The organism is Streptomyces sp. NPDC058637 (assembly GCF_042717325.1).
GTDB lineage: Bacteria > Actinomycetota > Actinomycetes > Streptomycetales > Streptomycetaceae > Streptomyces.
In genome coordinates, this window is record NZ_JBHXRD010000004.1 from 22,086 (window position 1) to 44,260 (window position 22,175).

The 22,175-nt window shown below is 72.5% G+C and carries 20 protein-coding genes and 1 pseudogene; 12 read left to right on the forward strand and 9 right to left on the reverse strand.

The window, feature by feature from the left end:
- Positions 1-230: 230 nt before the first annotated feature.
- A complete protein-coding gene (locus ACFWVP_RS05135; RefSeq protein WP_384493710.1) occupies positions 231-1,055 on the reverse strand; it encodes a PaaX family transcriptional regulator C-terminal domain-containing protein in 825 nt (274 codons plus the stop codon).
- A gap of 100 nt (positions 1,056-1,155) precedes the next feature.
- Here ACFWVP_RS05135 and ACFWVP_RS05140 point away from each other — a divergent pair.
- A pseudogene (locus ACFWVP_RS05140) lies at positions 1,156-1,288 on the forward strand (RidA family protein); the annotation flags it as partial.
- Between the two features lie 111 nt (positions 1,289-1,399).
- Here ACFWVP_RS05140 and ACFWVP_RS05145 read toward each other — a convergent pair.
- The 5 genes from ACFWVP_RS05145 to ACFWVP_RS05165 form a co-directional block, all read right to left on the reverse strand.
- Entirely contained in the window at positions 1,400-2,533 is a 1,134-nt protein-coding gene (locus tag ACFWVP_RS05145) for an FAD-dependent monooxygenase (protein ID WP_384493712.1), read from the reverse strand.
- 62 nt (positions 2,534-2,595) lie between these two features.
- Complete coding sequence (locus tag ACFWVP_RS05150; RefSeq protein ID WP_384493714.1) at positions 2,596-3,165, reverse strand: ATP/GTP-binding protein; 570 nt, start codon at positions 3,163-3,165, stop codon at positions 2,596-2,598.
- A gap of 6 nt (positions 3,166-3,171) precedes the next feature.
- Positions 3,172-3,579, reverse strand: coding sequence for a DUF742 domain-containing protein (locus ACFWVP_RS05155; protein WP_384493715.1), 408 nt, complete (start codon positions 3,577-3,579; stop codon positions 3,172-3,174).
- Positions 3,576-4,013 carry a roadblock/LC7 domain-containing protein gene (locus ACFWVP_RS05160; RefSeq protein WP_384493717.1) on the reverse strand — a complete coding sequence of 146 codons (438 nt, stop codon included), beginning with the start codon at positions 4,011-4,013 and terminating at the stop codon, positions 3,576-3,578. Before ACFWVP_RS05160 ends, ACFWVP_RS05155 begins: the two co-directional genes overlap by 4 nt.
- Positions 4,010-7,147 (reverse strand): nitrate- and nitrite sensing domain-containing protein, encoded by a 3,138-nt coding sequence (locus ACFWVP_RS05165; RefSeq protein WP_384493719.1) that lies wholly within the window; start codon positions 7,145-7,147, stop codon positions 4,010-4,012. Before ACFWVP_RS05165 ends, ACFWVP_RS05160 begins: the two co-directional genes overlap by 4 nt.
- A 320-nt stretch (positions 7,148-7,467) precedes the next feature.
- Between ACFWVP_RS05165 and ACFWVP_RS05170 the strand changes: the two genes are divergently transcribed.
- The 7 genes from ACFWVP_RS05170 (at position 7,468) to mnhG (ending at position 14,587) form a co-directional block, all read left to right on the forward strand.
- Positions 7,468-7,893: a (4Fe-4S)-binding protein gene (locus ACFWVP_RS05170; protein ID WP_384493720.1), complete on the forward strand. Its 426-nt coding sequence runs from the start codon at positions 7,468-7,470 to the stop codon at positions 7,891-7,893.
- A 213-nt stretch (positions 7,894-8,106) separates the two neighbouring features.
- Entirely contained in the window at positions 8,107-11,004 is a 2,898-nt protein-coding gene (locus ACFWVP_RS05175; RefSeq protein ID WP_384493722.1) for a Na+/H+ antiporter subunit A, read from the forward strand.
- Positions 11,001-11,615, forward strand: a complete 615-nt coding sequence (locus tag ACFWVP_RS05180; protein ID WP_384493723.1) for a Na(+)/H(+) antiporter subunit C — start codon at positions 11,001-11,003, stop codon at positions 11,613-11,615. Before ACFWVP_RS05175 ends, ACFWVP_RS05180 begins: the two co-directional genes overlap by 4 nt.
- Positions 11,612-13,264: a Na+/H+ antiporter subunit D gene (locus tag ACFWVP_RS05185; RefSeq protein ID WP_384493724.1), complete on the forward strand. Its 1,653-nt coding sequence runs from the start codon at positions 11,612-11,614 to the stop codon at positions 13,262-13,264. The genes ACFWVP_RS05180 and ACFWVP_RS05185 overlap by 4 nt, the downstream gene beginning before the upstream one ends.
- A complete protein-coding gene (locus ACFWVP_RS05190; protein WP_384493726.1) occupies positions 13,261-13,893 on the forward strand; it encodes a Na+/H+ antiporter subunit E in 633 nt (210 codons plus the stop codon). The genes ACFWVP_RS05185 and ACFWVP_RS05190 overlap by 4 nt, the downstream gene beginning before the upstream one ends.
- Entirely contained in the window at positions 13,890-14,213 is a 324-nt protein-coding gene (locus tag ACFWVP_RS05195) for a monovalent cation/H+ antiporter complex subunit F (RefSeq protein WP_384493727.1), read from the forward strand. Before ACFWVP_RS05190 ends, ACFWVP_RS05195 begins: the two co-directional genes overlap by 4 nt.
- A complete protein-coding gene (gene mnhG, locus ACFWVP_RS05200; RefSeq protein WP_384493729.1) occupies positions 14,210-14,587 on the forward strand; it encodes a monovalent cation/H(+) antiporter subunit G in 378 nt (125 codons plus the stop codon). The genes ACFWVP_RS05195 and mnhG overlap by 4 nt, the downstream gene beginning before the upstream one ends.
- A gap of 6 nt (positions 14,588-14,593) precedes the next feature.
- Here mnhG and ACFWVP_RS05205 read toward each other — a convergent pair whose 3' ends face one another.
- Positions 14,594-14,962, reverse strand: coding sequence for a nuclear transport factor 2 family protein (locus tag ACFWVP_RS05205; RefSeq protein ID WP_384493731.1), 369 nt, complete (start codon positions 14,960-14,962; stop codon positions 14,594-14,596).
- Between the two features lie 190 nt (positions 14,963-15,152).
- On the opposite strand from ACFWVP_RS05205, the gene ACFWVP_RS05210 reads away from it, so the two are divergent.
- Complete coding sequence (locus ACFWVP_RS05210; protein ID WP_384493732.1) at positions 15,153-15,887, forward strand: CDP-alcohol phosphatidyltransferase family protein; 735 nt, start codon at positions 15,153-15,155, stop codon at positions 15,885-15,887.
- Here ACFWVP_RS05210 and ACFWVP_RS05215 read toward each other — a convergent pair.
- A complete protein-coding gene (locus ACFWVP_RS05215) occupies positions 15,856-16,305 on the reverse strand; it encodes an adenylyltransferase/cytidyltransferase family protein (RefSeq protein WP_384493733.1) in 450 nt (149 codons plus the stop codon). The genes ACFWVP_RS05210 and ACFWVP_RS05215 overlap by 32 nt on opposite strands.
- A gap of 117 nt (positions 16,306-16,422) precedes the next feature.
- Here ACFWVP_RS05215 and ACFWVP_RS05220 point away from each other — a divergent pair, with 117 nt between their 5' ends.
- The 3 genes from ACFWVP_RS05220 to ACFWVP_RS05230 are packed head-to-tail and all read left to right on the forward strand — an operon-like array spanning position 16,423 to position 20,656.
- On the forward strand, positions 16,423-17,685 hold the full coding sequence (locus tag ACFWVP_RS05220; RefSeq protein WP_384493735.1) for a glycosyltransferase: 1,263 nt from the start codon (positions 16,423-16,425) through the stop codon (positions 17,683-17,685).
- On the forward strand, positions 17,682-19,415 hold the full coding sequence (locus ACFWVP_RS05225) for a lipopolysaccharide biosynthesis protein (protein ID WP_384493737.1): 1,734 nt from the start codon (positions 17,682-17,684) through the stop codon (positions 19,413-19,415). The genes ACFWVP_RS05220 and ACFWVP_RS05225 overlap by 4 nt, the downstream gene beginning before the upstream one ends.
- Positions 19,412-20,656, forward strand: a complete 1,245-nt coding sequence (locus ACFWVP_RS05230) for a hypothetical protein (protein ID WP_384493739.1) — start codon at positions 19,412-19,414, stop codon at positions 20,654-20,656. The genes ACFWVP_RS05225 and ACFWVP_RS05230 overlap by 4 nt, the downstream gene beginning before the upstream one ends.
- Here ACFWVP_RS05230 and ACFWVP_RS05235 read toward each other — a convergent pair.
- On the reverse strand, positions 20,625-22,166 hold the full coding sequence (locus tag ACFWVP_RS05235) for a hypothetical protein (protein ID WP_384493741.1): 1,542 nt from the start codon (positions 22,164-22,166) through the stop codon (positions 20,625-20,627). The genes ACFWVP_RS05230 and ACFWVP_RS05235 overlap by 32 nt on opposite strands.
- Between the last annotated feature and the right edge of the window lie 9 nt (positions 22,167-22,175).

Here is a 22,175-nt window from a genome sequence, read left to right on the forward strand (position 1 = left end):
TCACCGATCGTTTATCGCGCTCTCATGACGGAAGTCACGTACGAGTGATAACTTCGAGGCGGATCAGCAGCAGTCCGACGGCTGGAGGGCACCCTTCCATGAGCCCGTTCACCGGCTCCGCCCCGCACACGGAGCGCCGGCAGCACCTGCGCCTGAACGCTGGACGACGGCGTGGCGACCGTCACCCTCGCCCGCCCCGAGAAGACCGGTCGGCGGGCATCCGGGTTCCATCAGGTGGCCCGCGCGTGCACGAACAGGGCCCCGGCGTCCCGCAGCAAGGCGTGCAGAAGCCCGAACACCTCCGCCGAGCGTGCCCCCGGCCAGTCCTTCGGCAGCAGCTCCCCGGGCAGCCCCGGATCCGCGTACGGCAGCCGCCGCCAGGAATCCAGCGCCGGGAGGTAGTCCCGGTACGCCTCCTCCGGATCCGGGACCGACCCGGCGGGCCGCGCCTCCCAGGACCGGAGCACGGGTTCCTGCCGTGCCAGGAAGTCCAGATGGAGCCCGGCGACCGCGTCCAGGTCCCACCAGCGCCCCACGGACTCCTTCGTCGCGCCGAAACCGAGGTGCTCCCCGCGGAACAGCTCGACGTACGGGGCCAGTTCCAGCCGCTCCAGGGTGTGCCGCGTCTCCTCGTACAGCCCGGCGGGAGCGATCCACACCCCGGGCGCCGCCGTGCCGAAGCCGAGCCGGCCGAGCCGGGAGCGCAGCAGGTGCCGCTTGTGTCGTTCGGCCTCCGGCACGGAGAAGACGGCGAGCACCCAGCCGTCCTGGAGGCGGGGCTCCGGATGGCGGTAGATCCGCCGGTCCCCGTCGTCCAGCAGCTGCCGGGCGTCGGCCGACAGCGCGTACCCCGCCGCGCCGTCCGCGGTCCGGGCGGGCACCAGCAGCTCACGGCGCTTGAGCCGCGACACGGAGGAGCGCACGGACGGGGCGTCGACGCCGACGGCGTGCAACAGCCGGATCAGCTCGGACACCGCCAACGGCGCGTTGCCGGGGGAACGCCCGTACGCGCCGTAGAGGGAGACGATCAGGGAACGGGGGGTGTGCTCGGCCACGCGATCACTCTAGAGCGCCCGTGCCACGCAGCCGGAAGCGCTGGAGCTTGCCGGTCGCCGTCCGGGGGAGCGCGGGCAGGAACTCGAAGGCGCGCGGGCAGCCCCCGAACCGGGCAGGATCGGGCGCCGGCTCGCGGGGCGCGAGTACCCCGGCGATGGCGGTGATCGGAGCGGTCAGGCTCTGGGACGAGCAGGCCCTGGTCGAGCTCGACGGCATCGCGGTGCTCGACTGAGACACGACCGGAGCCCGGTGCGACCGGCAGGTCCCGCGCGGGCGCCGAGAACGCGACCGGGGCAGCCGGTCCGTCCGGCTGCCCCGGTGGGGGATCACGTCATGCGGTTGTTCAGTACGGCTTGACCAGCACATGGGCGGCGCCAGGGATGCCGATCTTCAGGAGCTCGTCCTCCTCGGGCGTCGTTCCCGCGCCCGTCTCCTGCTTCAGGATCGCGCGCGACAGGTTCTGCACGAACATGGCGCGCGGCCGGCGGCGGGCCTCCCAGGCGGCGAGCGCCGCGGCCACGTCGTCCCCGTCGTCCAGCGACAGGGCCAGGACCAGCGCGTCCTCCACCGCCATCGCCGCACCCTGGGCGAGGTGCGGGGTGCTCGCGTGCGCGGCGTCACCGGCGATGACGACCCGGCCGACGTGCCAGGGCTCCTCCACCGAGACCTGCGAGATGCGCGAGTACACGACGGCGTCCGGGTCCTTGACGTGCGTGAGTGCCTCGGCGACCGGCCCGGAGAACGCCGTGAGACGCTCCGCGAGCTGCTCGTGGGCCCGCGCGGGGTCCGGCCGGAAGTCCGGTTCCTCGGCGAACACCGCGCCCAGGTACATCAGTTCGTCCGTGATCGGGGTGAGCAGCGCCTTCGCGGCCTGGTTGCCGGTGCTCATCACGACACCCCGGACCTCGGGCTGACGCGGCACGGTGACCCGCCAGTTGGCGAAGCCGGTGTACTCGGGGGTGAAACGGTCACCGTAGAGCCGCGTCCGCAGCGGCGAGCCGATGCCGTCGAAACCGACGACCAGGTCCCAGCGGGCGGACGAGCCGTCCGACAGGGTCACCTCGACGCCTGAGCCGTCGTCGGCCAGCTCGACGATCGTCGTACCGAAGCGGATCCGCGCCCCGGCGGCGACGGCGGCGTCGCCGAGCACCGTCGCCAGGGCCGGGCGCGGGATGCCGTTGTTCGAGGGGGCGTCGTCCATGCGGGGCTGCGGGATCTTGGCGAGCGTGGCGCCGGCCGGGTCGCAGATGGTCAGCACCTCCCACTCGAAGCCGGCGGCGACGCACGCGTCGAGCACGCCGATCTCGCGCATGACGTGGAGCGCGTTGGACGGCTGGATGATGCCGACACCGAGGGCGTCCAGCTGGTCCCGGAGCTCGGCGACCTCGACGGTGTGACCACGCCGGGCGAGCGCGACGGCGAGGGTCAGCCCGCCTATGCCGGCGCCATGTACCAGTACACGAAGGGGTGTTGCCATCTCAGGTCTCTCCAGAGCGGGAAATGAGGAAGTCAGGAGGTGAGCGAAGGGGTGGAGGCCGGTCAGCCGACCGCGGCGGGCAGGCTCATCAGGTGGTCGACCAGGGCCAGCAGCACATCGCGGCCGAACGGCCTCTCCCGGACGTCGCCGATCAGCAGCGGGACATGCGGATCCAGGTCGAGGGCGGACCGGATCTCCTCCGTGGTGCGGGTGTTGTGCCCGTGGAAGCAGTTGATCGCCACCACGAAGGGGATGTCCCGGCTCTCGAAGAAGTCGATCGAGGCGAAGCTGGTCTCGAGCCGGCGGGTGTCGGCGATCACGACACCGCCGAGCGCCCCGTTGACCAGGTCGTTCCACATGAACCAGAAGCGTTCCTGGCCCGGCGTGCCGAAGAGGTACACCACCAGCTCCGGGCTGACCGTGATGCGCCCGAAGTCCAGGGCCACGGTCGTGGTGTCCTTCCGGCCGACGCCGGCCAGGTCGTCGACACCGATGCTCGCCTTGGTGAGGTACTCCTCGGTGCGCAGCGGAGCGACTTCGCTGACGGCGCCCACCAGGGTCGTCTTTCCGACGCCGAAACCACCGGCTATGAGGATCTTGACGGCGGAGGGCGCCGTCTGGCTGGTTGTCATCTTGGGTCAGAGTCTCCGGAGTCCGTCACGTACGGCGGCCAGCAGGCCCATGTCGGCCCCGCCGGATGCCCGCGCCACCGTCAGGGGTGCGCGGGCCAGCAGCAGGCCCTGGGACACCAGATCCGCCAGCAGGATCTTGGTCACCGAGACCGGCAGGTCGAGGTCGGCGGAGACCTCGGCGACCGCGGCCGGCCGGCGGCAGCGGTCGAGGATGATGCGGTGCTCCGGCTGGAGCCGGCCCACGTGCAGGGGCACGCCGTGCCCGTCCACCGGCCGGTCGGCTGTGGTGAGCACGGTGATGAGGCTGAAGTCGTCCCGCTCGGGGGCGGTCCGGCCACGGGTGATGGTGTACGGGCGCACCATCGTGCCCGCTCCGTCCTCCTCGGCCTCCTCCTCGTCCCAGTAGGGCGTCACACCCGCTGCCCGCCCCCGGTACCGAAGGCGTCGAACTCGCCGCGCACGGGCGCGGTGAGCTTCTGGCCGACCTGCTGGACGAGGTTGTGCATCGCCAGCGACATGATTTCGGCGTCGACCTCCTGGGACGCGACGACCGCGAGGTGGGTGCCCTGGCCGGCCGTGATGATGAACAGCCAGAGATCGGCCAGCTCGACGATCACCTGGTGCACGGTGCCGCCGTTGAACAGCTGGCCGACCCCGCGGGCGAGGCTCTGCTGGCCGGTGCATATCGCGGCGAGCCGCTCGGCGTCGGCCCGGTCGATGGTCCGTGAGTGGCTCACCACCAGGCCGTCGTCGGACAGCAGCACGGCGTTCACGGTCTCGGCGACCGAGTCCACCAAACCGTCGAGCAGCCAGTCCAGGTCCTGGAGTGTGGCCGTTGTGCGAGTCATGACCGTTCTTCTCTCGTGGGAAGGGAGGGGGCGGGCGGGCGCGGCGGTTCCTCCGCCGCGCGGGCCGCGCGCGACCTGCGCTGGAACGCACCGATCGCGGCCCCGGCCCGACGGGGAGCCGGCCGCAGCAGCGGGTTCTCGTCCCAGCTCGGGGGCTTGGGTGCGGTGGTGCGGGCGGCGGGGCCGACCCGCAGCTCGTCCACCAGGCTGGCCTGGCGCACCCGCCGGGGGAGCGGAGGCTCGGCGCCCTCCGCCGCCGCGTCCGGCCCGGGAAGGGCCGGCCGCACCGGCGGGAGCGGTGCCGCGGGCGGCTGCGGTGCCTGCGGGTGGTCTGTCACGGCAGCGTGGTCGGACGCACCGTAGGACTGCCGGTCGGCGTCGGTCCCGGCCGGGTACGGCCGCGGGTACGACGGACCCGGCGCCGGGTACGGGTCCTCGGCGGCCGGGTAGACGTGGCCGGGCACGGGGTACTGGCCCGCCGCCGTCATGTACGGCTGCTCCTGGCCCACGTACGCGCCCTCGGACGCGGGATACGCGCCGTCCGGCCCGGCGTACGGTCGGACGGCCGCCGGGTACGCGAGGTCGCCCCCGGCGTACGGCCCTTCGGGCCCGGGGTAGGAGGTGTCACCGGTGGTGTGGGGCAGGTCCGTGCCGGGGTGGGCGGTGTCACCGGTGGTGTACGGCAGGTCCGGGTGGGCGGTGCCCCCGGCGACGTAGGGCAGGTCCGTGCCGGGGTGGGTGGTGTCACCGGTGGTGTACGGCCTGGCATCGGGGAAGGCGGACTCGCCCTCGGCGTACGGCGCCGCGTCGGCGTAGGCGGTACCGATGCCGCCGTACGGCTGTTCCGCGTCGGCGTACCGGGTGTCGCTCGTGGCGTACGCGGATCCGGCCCCGGGGTACGGGGTGTCGGCCGTGCCGTACGGCTGTCCGGTGGGCGGGAAGGGCTGACCGGGCACCGTGTACGGCTCCTCGGCAGCCGCGTACGGCTGGTCCTGCCGCGGGTACGGGTCCTTCGCCCGGTCCTCCGTGCCGTACGGATCCGGCTGCTCGGCCGGGTCCTGTCCGGCCGCGCGGCCGGACCGCGCGGTGTGGTCGGCCAGGGCCGTGACACCGGCCAGCGCCTTGCCCTGCACCCGCGTCGGCAGCGCACCCGCAGCCGCCGGGGCGGCCTCCGGCGGACGCTGCGCGGCGGCCGGGGCGGGGGCCGACGGTACGCCCACCGGGCGGGAACCCGGCTCGGCCACGGTCAGTTCGTCGGGTACGAGCACGACCACGCGGGTACCGCCGAAGGCGGACGGCCGGAACTCGACCCGCAGTCCGTGCTGGTCCGCGAGGCGCGCGATCACGTACAGGCCGAGCCGGATGTCCTCGGAGTGCGCCAGCACGTCCATCCGGGGCGGACGGCTCATCAGCTCGTTGGCCTCGGCCAGCTGCGTCTCGTCCATGCCGAGACCGCGGTCCTCGACCTCGATGGCCAGACCCCGGCTCACCTTGGCGGCACGGACCTCGACCGGGCTGGGCGGCCGGGAGAAGCTCAGCGCGTTCTCGATGAGTTCCGCCAGGACGTGGGAGACCGGACCGACGGCCCGCTCGGACAGCCAGGGCGAACCGTCGAGATCGAGCACCACCCGGCGGTAGTCCTGCACCTCACCCTGCGCGGAACGCATGACGTCCAGCAGGGGTACGGGCTTGCGCCAGCGCCGGTGCGGCGAACCGCCGGCGAGGATCACCAGGTTCTCCTCGTACCGGCGCAGACGTGCCGTGAGGTGGTCCAGGTCGAAGAGGCCGTCGAGCACCTCGGGGTCCTCGTGTTTGCGCTCCAGCTCGTCCAGCTTCTTGAGCTGCTGGCCGATCAACTGCTGGGTGCGGCGCGCGATGCGCTGCAGCAGCCGCTCGAAGCCGCGGTGCTGGTCGGCCTGTCTGACGGCTGCCTGCAGGGCACTGGTACGCGCCTGGTTGAGCGCGCTGCCGAGCCGGGTGAGCTCGTCACCACCCTCGGCCGGCGTCTCGATGGCGCGGGCCTCGGCCTCGACGTCGATCTTCTCGCCCTGCGCCAGCCGTTCGACGACCTCGGGCAGTGCCCGCTCCAGCTCCTCGGCCCGCTCCTGGAGACCGCCGATGCGCAGGCGGAGGTTACGGGTGAGGCGCCAGGTGGTCAGGATGACCGCGATGACCGCGAGCAGGCCGATCACCGTGGTGAGCACCATCTTGAGCAGCAGGGAGAGGATGCTGCTCTTGCCGTTCTCGACGACGACGGCGGTCCGCTTCTCCATCAGTTCGACGAGCTGCGGGGTGACGTCGTCCATGGCCTGACGCCAGGTCTTCTCGTCGGCCTTCAGCGCGACGAACCCCGCGCTGTCCGGCGAGGCCGGGCGCAGGACCTGCTCCTCGACCTTCGTCTTGCCGGCCCAGGCGGGCCCGTCGATGATCTCCTGCCACTCGGCCCGCTCGTCCTCGGGCAGATACGGGAGCACCTTGTTGCCGGCCTGGAACGACTGGGCGGACACGGACTCCCGGACCTGCTGGAGGTCCTCGGCGCTGAGCTTGCCCGCGGGCCAGCCCCGGGCCAGGATCGCGTCCGAGCGGGAGATCATCTCCTTGGTCCAGAAGAGGTCCACCAGCGTCTGGGACAGCGTGGTCACCCGGCCGTTGTCCACGTGACTGAGCGCCGCGAACAGCTTGAGGTCCACGGCGATCAGATCGGTGTAGTACCCGTAGACGACCTTCTGCTGCTCGTCGTCGCCCTCGTCGACGAGGGCGCGCTGCGCGGACAGCTGGTTGATCGCCTCCCGGGCCCTGCCGACCGCGTCCCGTACCTCTTCGGGCGCGTCGTCCGCGTTCACGTCCGAGAGGGACTGGAAGCTCTCGATCGCGTCGTCCGTGAGCGTGCGCTGCTGCTTCAACGCCGTGTCGGAGCCGCCGGGACGGGCCAGCGCCTCCGCGCTGAGCCGACGCTCCTCCTGCAGGTTGTAGTACACGATGTTGGACGGTTGGCCCGCTTGCTCGGCCAAGAGTCCCTGGGCTGCCTGACGCTGGAAGTCGAGCAGTGTCTGGCCACTGGTGACCGCCCAGAGGGCCGCCAGTGCGACACCGGGGACGATGGCCAGGACGAGTAGGGCTGTCCGCAACGACATGGGTGTCGAGTCGGTCCGCCGTGACGCGCGCGTGCGCAGGGGATGCTCCTTGACAGTGGTGTCAGCCGGTGACTGATCAAATCCATTGAGAACTTGGACACATGGATATTAGTCACAGTGCAAAAACGAAGAGTAAGTGGGCTCACATGTGCAACACGGCGCATCCACAGTTCCCTCACCGTTCCCCGTGACGTACCGGGCCGGTCGATCCGCCCGAGTAGCGGCCCACCTGCTCCGGGGTGAGCCTGGAGGGTGGGTGTCCCGCACGCGGGTTCCCGCACGCAGGTGTCGGACACCGGCCCGTACCGGGAAGGACCGTGGTGACCAGCGAACCGCCCCCGCCCCCCCCCGCGACCAGGTCGTACGAGGGTGACGGCATCACCGTCAGCTACGACGCGCACCGCTGTCTGCACGCCGCGGAGTGCGTCCACGGGCTGCCGGGCGTCTTCCAGGCCGGACGCAGGCCCTGGATCAGGCCCCGGCACGCCTCGGCCGACGACGTCATCCACCGCTGCCCGAGCGGGGCGCTCGGCTACCACCGCACCGACGGGATGCCCGACGAGGTCCCCGACGTGCCGACGCACGTCTCCCTGCACGCCGACGGGGTCGTCCATGTGCGCGGGGACCTGGAGGTGGCCACCCCGGAAAATCCGCGGCAGGAGACCCGGGTGATGGTGTGTGGCTGCGGACTGACGGGGAACGCGCCGTTCTGTGATCACAGTGGAGCGTGCGCCCGCCACGTCTGAACGGGCGGAGGAGCGGAGGCCGGGCGCCCGGCGCGTCCCGACCGGCGGGAAGCAGTCGCCCGGTGCCAGGACCGGCGGGAAGCAGCGGCCGGGTGCCACGCGGGACCGGACCGGCGGGAAGCAGCGGCCGGGTGGCCGCGCGGCGCGCCGGACGGGTGAACGGAGTCGGGCGATATATCTGTATTCGGTGCCCTTTGTTCCGGATGCCCCCTCGTGATCGCGCTCATCGTCTGCCACTTCGTCCTGGCGGCCTGCGCGCGTCCGCTGGTGCGGCGGTTCGGCAGGCACGCCTTCGTCGTGCTCGCGCTGCCCCCCGCGGCGGCCACCGTCTGGGCGGCGACGCAATGGGGCACCACGGCGGCAGGGCGCTCGGTCGACCAGGCCTGGGAGTGGATCCCGGCGTACGACGTCTGGGTGGGCCTGCGACTGGACGCGCTCGCCGAGCTGATGGTGCTGCTCGCGGCAGGCGTGGGCACGCTCGTCCTGCTGTACTGCGCCTCCTACTTCACCGACGACTCCCCCCGACTGGCCTCGTTCGCCGGGAACCTGCTGGCCTTCGCCGGCGCGATGCTCGCGCTCGTCCTCGCCGACGACCTCATCTCCCTCTACGTGTTCTGGGAACTGACCACGGTCTTCTCCTACCTCCTCATCGGCCACGCCAGCGAACGCAAACAGAACCGCCGCTCCGCCCTCCAGGCCCTCACCGTCACCACACTCGGCGGCCTCGCCATGCTGGTCGGCTTCCTGATCATCGGTCAGGCGTCCGGCACCTACCGGATCTCCGCGATCGTCGCCGACCCGCCGGAGCCCACCCTCGCCGTGTCGGTGGCCGTCGTCCTCGTCCTGTGCGGGGCGCTGTCGAAGTCGGCGATCTGGCCGTTCAGCCTCTGGCTCCCGAACGCCATGGCCGCACCCACCCCCGTCAGCGCCTATCTGCACGCCGCGGCCATGGTCAAGGCCGGTGTCTACCTGGTGGCGCGGCTCGCCCCCGCCTTCGCCGACGTCCCCGTCTGGCGGCCCGTCGTCCTCGTGCTCGGCGCCGCGACCATGCTGCTCGGCGGCTGGCGGGCGCTGCGCCTCCACGACCTGAAGCTCGTCCTCGCCTACGGCACCGTCAGCCAGCTCGGCTTCCTCGTCGTCCTCGCCGGGGCCGGCACCCGGGACGCCGCACTCGCCGCCGCCGCGATGATCCTGGGTCACGCCCTGTTCAAGGCCGCGCTGTTCCTCGTCACCGGCATCGTCGACCGTGCGACGGGTACCCGTGACCTGCGCAGACTCTCCGGCGTCGGCCGCGCGGCGCCGTACCTCTGCACGGTCACCCTGCTCGCCGCGGCCTCCATGGCCGCGCTGCCGCCGCTCCTCGGCTTCGCCGCGAAGGAGGCCGCCTTCCACGCGCTGCAGCACGGCGACGCCGTGGACCGCTGGGTGCTCGCCGCCACCGTCGTCGGCTCCGTGCTGACCGTCGCGTACACCTTCCGCTTCGTGTGGGGCGCGTTCTCCCGCAAGCCCGGGGTCGCCGACACCCCCGTGCGCCGTGTCGGTGCCGCCTTCCTGGCCCCGCCCGCGCTCCTCGCCGTGGCCGGACTGGTCCTCGGCCCCGGAATCGGGTGGACCGACCGGCTGTTCGCCGCGTACGCCGACGCCTTCCCCGCGCCCGCCCACCCGTACCACCTGGCGCTCTGGCACGGCTTCGGAACGGTCCTGCTGCTGTCCGCCCTCACCTGGGCGGGCGGCGCCGCGCTCTTCGCCGGACGCACCACCGTCACCCGGATCTCCCGGCGGATCGCCTGGCCGACCGCCGACAGCGTCTTCGGTCACCTCCTGCTCGGCCTGGAACGCATCGCCCTCCAGATCACCGGATTCGTCCAGCGCGGCTCCCTGTCCGTCTACCTGGCCACCACCCTGCTGGTGATGCTGGCCGGACAACTGGCGGTCCTGGTCACCGACCGCCCCTGGGAAGGAGCGGTCGCCCCCCGGGCGTGGGACACCCCGCTCCAGGCCGCCGTGGCCGTGTTGACCTGCGCGGCGGCCCTGCTCTGCCTGACCGTCAGCCGCCGGATGAAGGCCGTCGTCCTCGCGGGACTCACCGGGTACGGAGCCGCGCTGCTCTTCGTCGTGCAGGGCGCCCCCGATCTGGCACTCACCCAGTTCTGCGTGGAGACCGTTTCGATGATCGTGTTCGTCCTGGTGCTGCGCCGGATGCCGGTGCACTTCCAGGAGTCGGTCAGCCCCTGGCGGCGCGCGATCCGCGTCCCGGTGGCGCTCGGCGCCGCGGCGACGCTCGGCGTGGTCGTCTGGGTGGCGGGCGCCTCACGTGTCGCCGCACCGGCCGGCGCGGCCATGGTCGAGGAGGTCGCCCACCATGGGCTGAAGGACGTCGTGGCCACCATCCTCGTCGACCTGCGCGCCTGGGACACCATGGGGGAGTCCGCCGTCCTCGCCGCCGCCGCGATCGGTGTGACCAGCCTCGTCTATCTGCACCGCCGCAGCGAAGGACCCATGATCCGGGAGGAACTGCGCGGCGCCACCGCCTGGTCGATGACCGGCCACCGGCTGACCGGACTGCCGCAGGGCGACGACACCGCCCCCGAGCGCGACTGGCTGGCCGCCGGTTCGACCCTCGCGCCCGAACACCGCTCCGTGGTCTTCGAGGTGGTGGCCCGGCTGGTCTTCCACCCGATCCTCGTCCTCTCCCTGTACCTCCTGTTCTGCGCGGAGAACATGCCGGGCGGCGGCTTCGTCGGCGGACTCGTCGCCGGACTCGCCTTCATCACCCGCTACCTGGCGGGCGGCCGGTTCGAACTCGCCGAGGCCGCCCCGCTGCAGCCCGGCCTCTTCACCGGACTCGGCCTCTTCCTGTCCACCGGGGTCGCCCTCCTCGGCCTCGCGGAGGGCACGGTCCTCCACGCGTGGACCTACCACGGGTGGCTGCCCGTGTTCGGCGAGTACCACCTGGCGACGCCGGTCCTCTTCGACTTCGGCGTCTACCTGCTGGTCCTCGGCGTGGTCCTGGACATCGTCCGGGCGCTGGGAGCCAAGATCGACCGGCAGATCGAACGCGCGGCGGGCGCACTCGACCCCGCTCCCGGGACGGGAGGCACCGGCCGATGACGGTCAGCGTCTCGCTCCTCGCCACCGCCGTGGTCCTCTGCGCGGTCGGCGGCACCCTCATGCTCACCCGGCCGCTCACCCGCATCCTGCTCGGTGCGGTGATCGCGGGCAACGGCATCAACCTGCTGGTGCTGTCCGCGACCGGATCCGCCGGAGCGGCACCGCTCCTCTACGGCGTACCGCTGCGACGGGTCACCGACCCGCTGCCGCAGGCCATCGCGCTGACCGCCATGGTCATCACCCTCGCCACCACCGCGTTCCTGCTGGCCATGGCCTACCGCAGCCACCAGCTGACCGGCACGGACGAGGTCCACGACGACCTGGAGGACCGGCGCGTCGTGCTGCGGACCGAGGTCCTGGGGGAGTGGGCCGAACTGCGCGAGCGCTACCGGACCGAGTCCGACCGGACACCGGAGGAACGGACCCGCTACCGCGAGGAACGCCGCCGGCTGCGCGCCCGGCTGCACGCCGACCGCGCACTCCAGGCCCGGGGCCGTGACGCCTCCGGCAACCTGTGGCACGACGTGCTGGGCGCCGACCCGGAGGACTACCCGGGCGGCGCCGCACCCGGTACCCATGGCCAGGACCCCGACCGAGGAGACGCCGGATGAACGCCCTCGTCCCGCTGCCGGTGCTGCTGCCGCTCTGCGCCACCGGACTGAGCCTCGCCTTCGGCACCCGGCTCGCCCGATTCCAGCGCGTCATCAGCGTCGCCGTGCTCACCGCCGTACTCGGACTCTCGGTCGCCCTCATGATCGTGGCCGACCGGGAAGGCCCGCTGTCCGTGCACCTGGGCGACTTCGCCCCGCCCCTGGGCATCACCCTGGTCGCCGACCGGCTGTCCGGGCTCATGCTGACCGTCTCCTCGGCCGTCACCCTCGCCGTGCTGGTCTACTCGCTCGGCCAGGGCATGGCCGACCGGGACAAGGAGACACCGGTCGCGGTGTTCCACCCCGCCTACCTCATCCTGGTCGCCGGGGTGTCCTGCACCTTCCTCGCGGGCGACCTCGTGAACCTCTACGTCGGCTTCGAGATCATGCTGGTCGCCAGCTTCGTCCTGCTCACGCTCGGCGGCACCGGCCCCCGGATCCGGGCCGGCTCCACCTACGTGATCATCTCGCTGTTCTCCTCGATGCTGTTCCTGACCGCCATCGCCATGACGTACGCCGCGACGGGCACCGCCAACTTCGCCCAGCTGGCGGTCAGGCTTCCCGAACTCCCGCTCGGCGTACAGACCCTGATCCAGGCGATGCTGCTCACCGTCTTCGCGATCAAGGCCGCGGTCTTCCCCCTCGCCGCCTGGCTCCCCGACTCCTACCCGACCGCTCCCGCACCCGTCACCGCGGTCTTCGCCGGCCTGCTGACCAAGGTCGGCATCTACTGCATGCTGCGCACGGAGACCCTGTTCTTCCCCGGCAACCGGCTCGGTGACCTGCTGATGGCCGCCGCGCTCGCCTCGATGGTCGTGGGCATCCTCGGCGCGGTCGCGCAGACCGACCTGAAACGCCTGCTTTCCTTCACCCTCATCAGCCACATCGGCTACATGGTCTTCGGGATCGGCCTCGCCACCCGCGACGCGTACGGCGGCGCCATCTTCTACGTCGCGCACCACATCACCGTCCAGACCACCCTCTTCCTCGTCGCCGGCCTCATGGAACGCCGGGGCGGCACCAACGAGCTCACCCGGCTCGGCGGACTGGCCAGGGCCGCCCCGCTCCTCGCGGTCCTCTTCTTCGTCCCCGCGATGAACCTCGCCGGGATCCCGCCGCTCTCGGGCTTCATCGGCAAACTCGGCCTCATGCGCGCCGGTGTCGCCGACGGCGGCGTCTGGGCCTGGATCCTCGTCGCCGGAGCGGCCGTGACCAGCCTGCTCACCCTGTACGTGATGGCCAAGGTCTGGAACCTGGCCTTCTGGCGCGCCGAACCCCCCGACCAGGCCGCCTTCGGCACCGTCCTGGAGTCCGCCGACGAGAGCGAGGACGACGTCGACACCGGCCCCGACCGCATTCCCGGCACCGGCGACGAACCTGTCCTCGGCGTCCCCGGTCCGGCCGGGCAGGCCGTCGCCGCCACCCTGCACGGACGGGCCGTCACCACCACGACCAGGCCGCCCCGCGCGATGACCGCCGCCACCGCGGGCGCCGTGGCGCTCGGCCTCGCCTTCACCGTGCTGGCGGGACCGCTGGCCGCCTACACCGACCGCTCGGCCGCCGAACTCATCGCGCGGACCCCCTATGTGGAGGAGGTGCTCGGCCCGTGAGGCGCTTTTTCACCCTGTCCTCCCGCGACCCCGGCCTGCCCCCGTTCAGCTTCGCCCTCCCCGGCCGCCGGGGACGCGTTCTGGACCTGCCGCTGATCGCCTGGCTCACCCTGATCTGGGTGCTGCTCTGGTCCACCCTGACCTGGGCCAACGTCGTCACCGGCGTGGTCGTCGCGGTGGCCGTCTGCCTGGCGTTCCCGCTGCCCAAGGTCGACCTCGGGCTGCGGCTGCACCCGTGGGGCATCATCGTCCTCGCCGGATACCTGCTCTACGACATGTACACCTCGGGCGTGCAGGTCACCCGGCAGATCTTCGCCGGACGTCCGCACCGGCCCGCCGTCATCGGCGTACCACTGCGCTGCCGCAGCGACCTGATGCTCGCCGCCACCGCCGTCGCCGTGTCCAGCGTGCCCGGCGGCTCCGTCATCGAGGTGCGCAGGGCCACCGGCACGGTCTTCCTGCACGTGCTCGACGCGGACAGGCCGGAGGTGCTGGACGCCGCCCGGCGTTCCGTCTGGCGGCTGGAGGCCCTGACGGTGCGGGCGTTCGGAACCAGGGACGAGATCGACCGGGTGTCCGCGCCACCGCCCCCGACCGGGCCGCCCGGCGAACAGGGGGAGGTCTCATGAGCGGCCCCGACACCGTCGACCGTGTGCTGCTGACCGCCGCCGTGGTGGTCCTCGTCGTCGCCGGGGCGCTGCTGCTCGTCCGGATCTGGCGCGGCCCCTCCATGCTGGACCGGGCGATCGCCCTGGACGTCTGCGCCGCGCTGATCATCGCCGGGCTCGGCGCCAAGTCGGCGATCGCGCTGGACTCCTTCTACTTCCCGGTCATGCTGGTCCTCGCGTTCCTCGGCTTCACCGGGTCGGTGGGCATCGCCCGCTTCATCGCCGTACGCGACCGGCCGCTGTCGCGGCGGAACCCCGCAGGGAAGGACGAGCCGCGATGAACGTCCTGCTGCAGATCAGCGACACGGCCGGTGCGGCCCTGGTGTTCGCCGGTGCGGTGATCTGTCTGCTCGGGGCGATCGGCATGCTGCGGCTGCCCGACGTCCTGTCCCGCAGCCACGCCGCGACCAAGCCGCAGACCCTCGGCCTGCTGCTCGTACTGGCCGGGGTCGCGCTGCGGCTGCGCGGCGGCATGGACCTCGCGACGCTGGCCCTCATCGGCTTCTTCCAGCTGCTGACCGGCCCGGTGGCGTCCCACCTGGTGGCCCGGTCGGCCTACCGGACCGGTCAGATCGGGCACAGCGAACTGCTCTTCGACGACCTCGACGAACAGCTCACCGAGCCCGGACCCGAACCGCGCCCGGGACAGGACTGACCCCGCTCAGGCGCCCGGCAGCCGGTCCAGGAACCCGCTCACCGAGCTGATCCGGCCGTCCCCGGCCAGGGTGATCACATCGAACCCTGCCACCGGGGCCGAGCCGTCGGCCCGGGAGACCAGGTCCCAGGTGAAGCGGGCCAGACCGTGGTGCGCGTCCGGCGTACCGGTGGGGACGAAGTCGAAGCCGGGGAACTGCTCCCGGGCCCCGCCGATCACCGCGGCCAGCCCCTCGTGGCCCCGCACCTCGGCCAGCGGATCGGTGTACGTGGCGTCCTCGGTGAAGGCGGCGGCCACCGCCTTCGTACGCTCCTCGGCGGTGTCCGTGTTCCACGCGGCGAAGTAGCGCAGGACGGCGTCCTCGTGAACGGTCATGATCTGTTCCTCCCGGAAGTCCGGTGTCCGCGGCCACGGTGTTCCGCGGCGTCGTGAACAGCCTGTCCCGGGGCCGGCGGCACGTCGATTACCTGCCAGGTCATGCCGCCGGAGGGGACGGACCGCCCCTGCCCGTCCCCGTACGTCTGCCATGATGCAGCGGACAGTTCAGCCGGGCGCTGGGGGGCGTATGGAAAGCACAAGTACGGTGCTGCGCGAACTGCGCGGCGCACAGAAGTCGTCCAAGGGTGTCTCGCTCTACTCGCGGTACGTGAACCGGCCGGCCGGACGCCTGCTGGCGGCGGGGGCCTACCGAGTCGGCCTGACACCCAATCAGGTCACTCTGGTCAGCGCGGCGTTCACCTTCTCCGCGCTCGCCGCGGTGGCGCTCGCCGAGCCGTCATGGTGGCTCGGCGCCGCCGTCTACGCCGCTCTGGCCGTCGGCTTCGCCTTCGACTCGGCGGACGGGCAGCTCGCCCGGCTGACAGGACGGGGCGGTCCGGACGGCGAATGGCTCGACCACGTCGTGGACTGCGCCAAGATGATCCTCGTCCACACCGCCGTGCTGGTCTCCTTCTACCGCTTCGCCGAACTGCCGTCGGACGAGTGGCTGTTGCTGCCGCTCGGCTTCCTGTTCACCGCCGTGCTGACCTTCTGCGCCGGCCTGCTGCGGGAGCAGCTGGGCAAGGCCGCGGCCCGCACGGCGTCCACGTCCGGCGGCGGCGCCACGGCCCCGGTGTCCCGGGTGCGGGCCGTGGCGTTGCTGCCCGCGGACTACGGGGTGTTCTGCCTGGTCTTCCTGCTGCTCGGCGCACCCGGCGCCTTCCGTGCCGGATACGCCCTGTTCGCCGCCGTGCACGCCCTGTTCCTCGTGGCCTTCCTGGCCAAGTGGTTCAGGGAGCTGAAAGCGCTCCGGGCCGGCTGACGAGCACGTCCAGTGCCCGGCGCAGCTGGGTGCTGGACGTGTGCACCGTGTACGGGAAGTAGACGACCTCCACGCCCACTTCGGCGAAGTCGCGCTCCAGTCGTTTCCCCTTCTCGGTGCCCCGCCAGTCGTCACCCTTGAAGATGACGTCGAAGCGCACCTGCTGCCATGTCTCGACCTTGTCCGGAACGGTCTCCACGAACGCGGCGTCCACGAAACGCACGCTCCGCACGATCTCCAGACGTTCGGTCAGCGGGATCACCGGTCTGTGCCCCTTGGCGAGCGCGGCCATCTCGTCGGAGACGACCCCGGCCACCAGGTAGTCGCACTGGCTGCGGGCGTGCCGCAGAATGTTCAGGTGGCCGACGTGGAAAAGGTCGTACACCCCCGGTGCGTAACCGACCCTGTGCTGCACCATCCGTTCTCTCCCCCCACGGTGGAACTGGTCCGACGACCTTACTGTGAAGAACACTTGTGCAACGCGTGAACGGATAAGCTCAAGGGGAGGCTGTTCCGGGGGGAAGGCGATCGTCCGATGTCCGCTGCTGAGCATCACCAACCGTTCGAGAACCGCAGAATTCTCGTTGTCTCCACCAACTACGCCCCCGAGTTGACGGGCATCGGCCCGTACGCCACCCAGCTCGCCGAGCACTGGGCGGCATCGGGCGCCAGGACCCAGGTCCTGGCCGGTATGCCGCACTACCCGGCCTGGCGCGTCGACGAGCCGTACCGGGGCGTGTGGCGGAAGCACGAGGTCCGCGAGGGTGTGAGCGTGCACCGGCGGCGCCACTACGTGCCGCCCCGGCAGAGCGCCCTGCGCAGGGCCGCGTTCGAGGCGTCCGTGCTCGCCCACGGAACACTGGCCCCGCCGCCGGGACGGCCCGACGTCGTGGTCTCCCAGATGCCGAGTCTCGCGGGCGGCGTCATCGCCGCCCGTATCGCCCGCCGTCACCGCGTCCCCCACATACCCGTCGTCCAGGACCTGATGGGGGCCGCCGCCGCGCAGAGCGGTATCCGCGGCGGGGACAGGGCGGCGTCGGTCGCGGCGGCGGCCGAGCGGTACGCGCTGCGCGGCGCCGCGGTCGTCGGGGTGATCCACGAGAGCTTCGTGCCGGGGGTCACCGCCCTGGGCGTGGACCCCGGGCGCATCCGCCTCGTCCCCAACTGGACGCATGTGCAGAACCCTTCGGGTGACCGGGCCGCCACCCGGGCCCGCCTCGGCTGGCGCGAGGGCACCCCGGTGCTCCTGCACTCCGGGAACATGGGCCTCAAGCAGGGGCTCGACGTGCTGGTCGATCTGGCCCGGCTGGCCCCGGACATCCGTGTCGTGCTGATGGGCGACGGCAACCAGCGTGCCGGGCTGCGCGAGCGCGCCGGGGAACTGCCCAACGTCGACTTCCTGCCGCCCGCCGGCGCGGACGAGTTCACCGACGTGCTCGCCGCCGCCGATGTGCTCGCGGTGACCCAGCGGGCCTCCGTGCTCGACATGAGCGTGCCGTCCAAGCTCACCTCCTACTTCGTCTCGGGCCGCCCCGTCGTCGCCTCGGTGGCCGACGAGGGCGGCACCGCCGACGAGGTGCGCCGCTCCGGTGCGGGAGTCCTCGTCGCTCCCGAGGACCCGGCCGCACTCCTCGCCGCCGTACGGAAGTTCGCCCAGGACCCGGACGCGGCGGACGCCCTGGGCGCGCAGGGGCCCCGGTACGTCGCACACCACCTGAGCCGGGAGGCGGGCCTCGCCCGCTTCGACGCCCTGCTCGCCGAGGTCCTCGGGGACGCACAAGGGAGAGCACGCCGATGACGCATCCGATCCGCACCCTGGACGAACAGGACGAACCGGCGCTGCTGCGGGACCAGTTCCGCCAGCTCCTGCGTTACCGCGCGCTCCTCGCCGGGGGCGTCGTCGTCGGCCTGCTGGGCGGCGGCTTCCTCGCCCTGAGCGGTGAGGACACCTACACCGCCACCGGTGAGGTGCAGGTCCGCTCGGCGACGGCCGACCCCTTCGCCACCGGCGCGTCCGCGGACAAGGGCATCAACATCGGCTCCGAGCGGCAGACCGCCGTCAGCGACACCGTGGGCACCCTGGCCGCCCGCACCCTGGCCTCCAAGGGCGACCCCGTCGACGCGGGCGAGCTCCTCTCCGGCCTCCAGGTCACCAACCCGCCCAACACCCTGACCCTGCGCTTCTCCTACACCGCCGGCACCCCCGCCCTGGCGAAGACCCGGGCGGGCGCGCTGGCCAACGCCTACCTCCAGATACGCAGACAGCGCACCGAGGGCAGCATCGACAACATGGCCAAGGGCTACCGGGCCCAGCTGAAGCCGCTCGTCGAGCAACGCGACCAGCTGGAGGAGCAGACGGGCGGGACCGGTGCCGAGGACACGGACAGCGCGCGGGCCAACATCGTCGTAGCCATCTCCGAGCTCAACCGGAAGATCGTGGAGCTGAACGCGCTCGACACCACCCCCGGCTACCTGAACAAGAAGCCCGTCGAACCCACCGTGCCCACCGGCGCCGGCCTGCCCCTGTTGCTGGGACTGGGCGGCGTGGTGGGCCTCGCCCTCGGGCTGCTGCTGTCCTGGGTGCGGCTCGTCTTCGACCCGGCCGTGCGCTCCACCCGCGAGCTGGTCCGCTCGCTGGGCGCCCCACTGCTCGGCACACTGCCCCGGGAGCGGGGTGCCGCGCGGGAGATCCTCGCCATCGGACGCGGCGGCAGCAGGCTCGCCGAGGAGTACCGGGCGGTCGCCTTCCGGCTCGCCTACGACCCGGCGTTCGCCGACAGCCGCCGCCTGCTGGTCACGGCACCGCGCGGCGACAACGCGGCGGCGGCAGCGGCCGCCTCCAACCTCGCCGCCGCCTTCGCCGAGATGGGCCGCGAGGTCCTGCTCGTCGAGGCCGACCTGCGGACGCCGTCGCTGGCCGCCGAGCTGGGCCGGGCGGCGCGCGAGGCCCGGCCCCGCTGGGCCACCACCGAGGACGAGGACGGCAGCTGGCCCTCGGGCAGCCGCTCCACGGTCGACGTACCGGGCTCCGGCGCCTTCACCCTGATCGCCGGCCGGCCCGTCGACAACGTGCCCCGCGCCCTGACCTCCGCACCCGTCGGCCGGATCGTCGCCGAGGGCGACCGGCCGGGAACCGTCGTCATCGTGCTGGCCCCGCCCGTCCTGTCGTACGCGGACGCCGTGGCCCTGGTCGACCGGGTGGAGGGGGTCGTCATCGTCTGCGACCTGCGCGAGGTGCACCGCAGCGACCTGGAACGCATCCGCGAGGTCATCGGCGCGTCCGGCGGTTCCGTGCTCGGGGCACTCCTCCAGCCGGGCCGCAGCCGGCTCGCGCTCAAGGAGCGCCGGGCGCGCAAGAAGTCCGGCGCCAGGCGGCGCGGCGGCCCGGGCCCCGGAGCCCCCGCCTCCACCGAGGACTCCGACGCGGCCTCCCCGTCCGACGGAACGGAAGGGCCGGAGACCACCGGCGACCCCACCGAGACGCTCGGACTGCGCTTCCCGTTCGGCAGCCCCGCCGGGCGCCGGTGAGGGCACGCACCGCGATCGTCTGCTCGGTCGCGGACCAGGGCGTGGCCGCGCTGACCAACATCCTGGTCCTGGTGGCGGCGGCCCGGCTCTCCACCGTGGCCGACTTCGCCCGCTTCTCGGCGGTCTACCTCGTCTTCACCGTGCTGCTCGGCGTCTCTGGCGCGTACACCGGGCAGCCGCTGGTGCTGCGGCGCGGCGGCGACGAGGAGACCGCAGGGGCGTGCCGGTCGGCGGTCCTGTTCACGGTGCTCGCCGCCGCGGCCGTCGGCGTCCCGCTCGCCGCGGTGTGCCTGTTCCTCCCCGGCGACACGTCCCGCGCCCTGGTCGTGCTGGGACTCGTACTGCCGGTGGTCCTCGGCCAGGACGCCATGCGGTACGCCTTCTCCACGCTCCACCTGCCGCACGCGGCGCTGGCCGGCGACACCCTGCGGCTGGCGTGCGTCCTGGGGGCACTGGCCGTGCAGCCGTACGGGACCGCGGCGGCGAGGCTCGTCCTCGTCTGGGGGCTGTCCGCGCTGCCCGCCCTGCTCCTGTCCGCCGTCCTGCTGCACCGCCGGGCGGCCGGAACACCCCTGCGGATGCGGGTTCTGCTCAAGCGCGGGCACCTCGGCCGGCGCTTCGTCGTGGAGTTCGGCGTGGGCAACGCCACCAGCCAGCTGTCCGTGCTGGGGCTCGGCGCCGTCGGCAACCCCCTGGTGGTCGGCGCGCTGCGGGGGGCGACCACGCTCTTCGGGCCGCTCAACGTCCTCTACACCTCCGCCACCGGCTTCGGCCCCCCGCTCCTTCGCCGGCTCGACGGTGAACGCCGCCGGGTACGCGCCACCGCCGCACTCGCCGTCATGCTGGCCGCGACCGCCGCGGCCTGGGCCACCGTGCTGGCCCTGCTGCCCGACGCGGCGGGCCGGCAACTGCTCGGCGACACCTGGCCCACGGCGGCGGCCCTGCTCCCCGCGACCGGCAGCCAGTACGCGGCGATGGCCGTCGGCACCTGCGGACTGCTGGCCCTGCGGATGCTGGATCCGCGTACGACGCTGAGCATCCAGGTGGTCTTCTCGCTCACCGCCGTGGCGTTCATGGCGGGGGGCTACGCCCTCGGAGGCGTCCCGGGGGCCGCCTGGGGGCTGTGCCTCGGCTCGCTCTGCAAGGCCGCCGCCACCTGGACCAGGGTGGCCCGGATCCGACGCCGGAAGCCGGCGCCCGACGAGGCCGTCACCGCTGACGCGCTGCCCTCTGCTCCTTGAACGTGCTGATCAGCAGCAGACACAGCGCGGCGATGGCCAGCTTCCCCGCCGCCTGCAGGAGCGGGCCGCGCAGCAGGATGAAGGTGTATCCGGCGATCAGCGGCGCGGCGATGGCCAGCACACTCCCGGGGCCGGGCCCCGCCCGGGTGACGGCCAGCGCGTACCGGCGGTCGGTGCGCGCCACCGCGTAACCGATCGGTGCGAGCCCGCCGATCACCCCGGAGGCGCCGAAGTCGACCCAGAACTCGGTCCACAACGGGGCCGAGAGGTTGGTCATTCGCAGCCCCATCCACTGCCCGACCCGGACCCCGGTGTCCTCCGGTTTCCCGCTCCACACCGCGCGCGGCACGAAGAACAGAGCGGAGCCCGTCAGCTGGCGGCCGTAGGTGTGGCCCCGTGTGTCGACCCACGAGATGCTGTTGGCGAACATCACCATCTGGTCGTAGTCCTTGGTCACCAGCGGCTCGAAGACCGAGGCCGACTGCGCGGGCCGCTGTCCTTCGTCGTCGTACCGGAACTTGTCGGCGTACGGGAACACCACCAGTGCCCCCACCACCCCCGTCGCCAGCACGATGCGGTAGATCGCCGCACTGCTCGGGAACGCGGTGAACACGAAGGCCATCAGCGCCGTCAGGAACCAGTAACGGGCGTTGGAGACAGGGTTGTTCACCACAAGGTTCAGAGCCACCAGCGCCACCCACACCAGCACCGTCGACGGGGAGCGTCGGGCCCGGTAGGAGGTTGCCAGACGGCGGGTGTAGAAGAGCAGCGCCAGCAGCGCCGGGACCTGGCCGAAGCCCTTGACGAACGCCGAGCCGACATTGGAGCCTTCCGAGACCACCCCGCTCGCCGCGACGGTCTCGTTGATCTCCTGCCGGCTGGAGAAGAAGACCGAGGGCCCGCCCAGCTTCACCACGTAGAACGCGCTCGCTGCGAACGCCAGCAGCACCAGCAGTCGCAGCCGCAGCGGATGCGCCACGGCCGGTCCTCCGCCCGGGCTCCGCGTGGAGGGCGTACGGCGCCGCAGCGGGCGCCGCGAGGCCAGCAGCGCCCCCAGGTCGAAGGCGGCACAGCCCACCAGGACCATCGCGATGGCCGTGACCAGGTCCTGGCGCGGTCCCACCATCGGCGTCGGTGTCTGCCCGATCACCACCTGGGCGAACGGCGCCACGCCCATCGCGATGTACACGAACATCCAGAAGACGCCCTGGAGCAGCCGCCGCCGGGTGGAGAGGATCATCGTCGCCAGCCGGGCCCCCGCATAGCAGGTCAGCACCAACTGGAGCCAGTACGCGGTGTCCCGGACACCGCTGCCGGGCTGGGCGGCGATCACCGCGGGCAGGAAGCACACCAGGCCGAGGATGAGCGGCACGGACAGGGCCCGCGACAGCATCGACCAGGCGATCGGCCGCTCGGGCGGCTCCGGGACGCTGCCCCGGGCCCGTGCCCACTCCGGACGCGCGACCGCGCGGGCGGCCTCCTCCTGCGCCGATGTGTGCACCGACGTCATGCGCCCCCC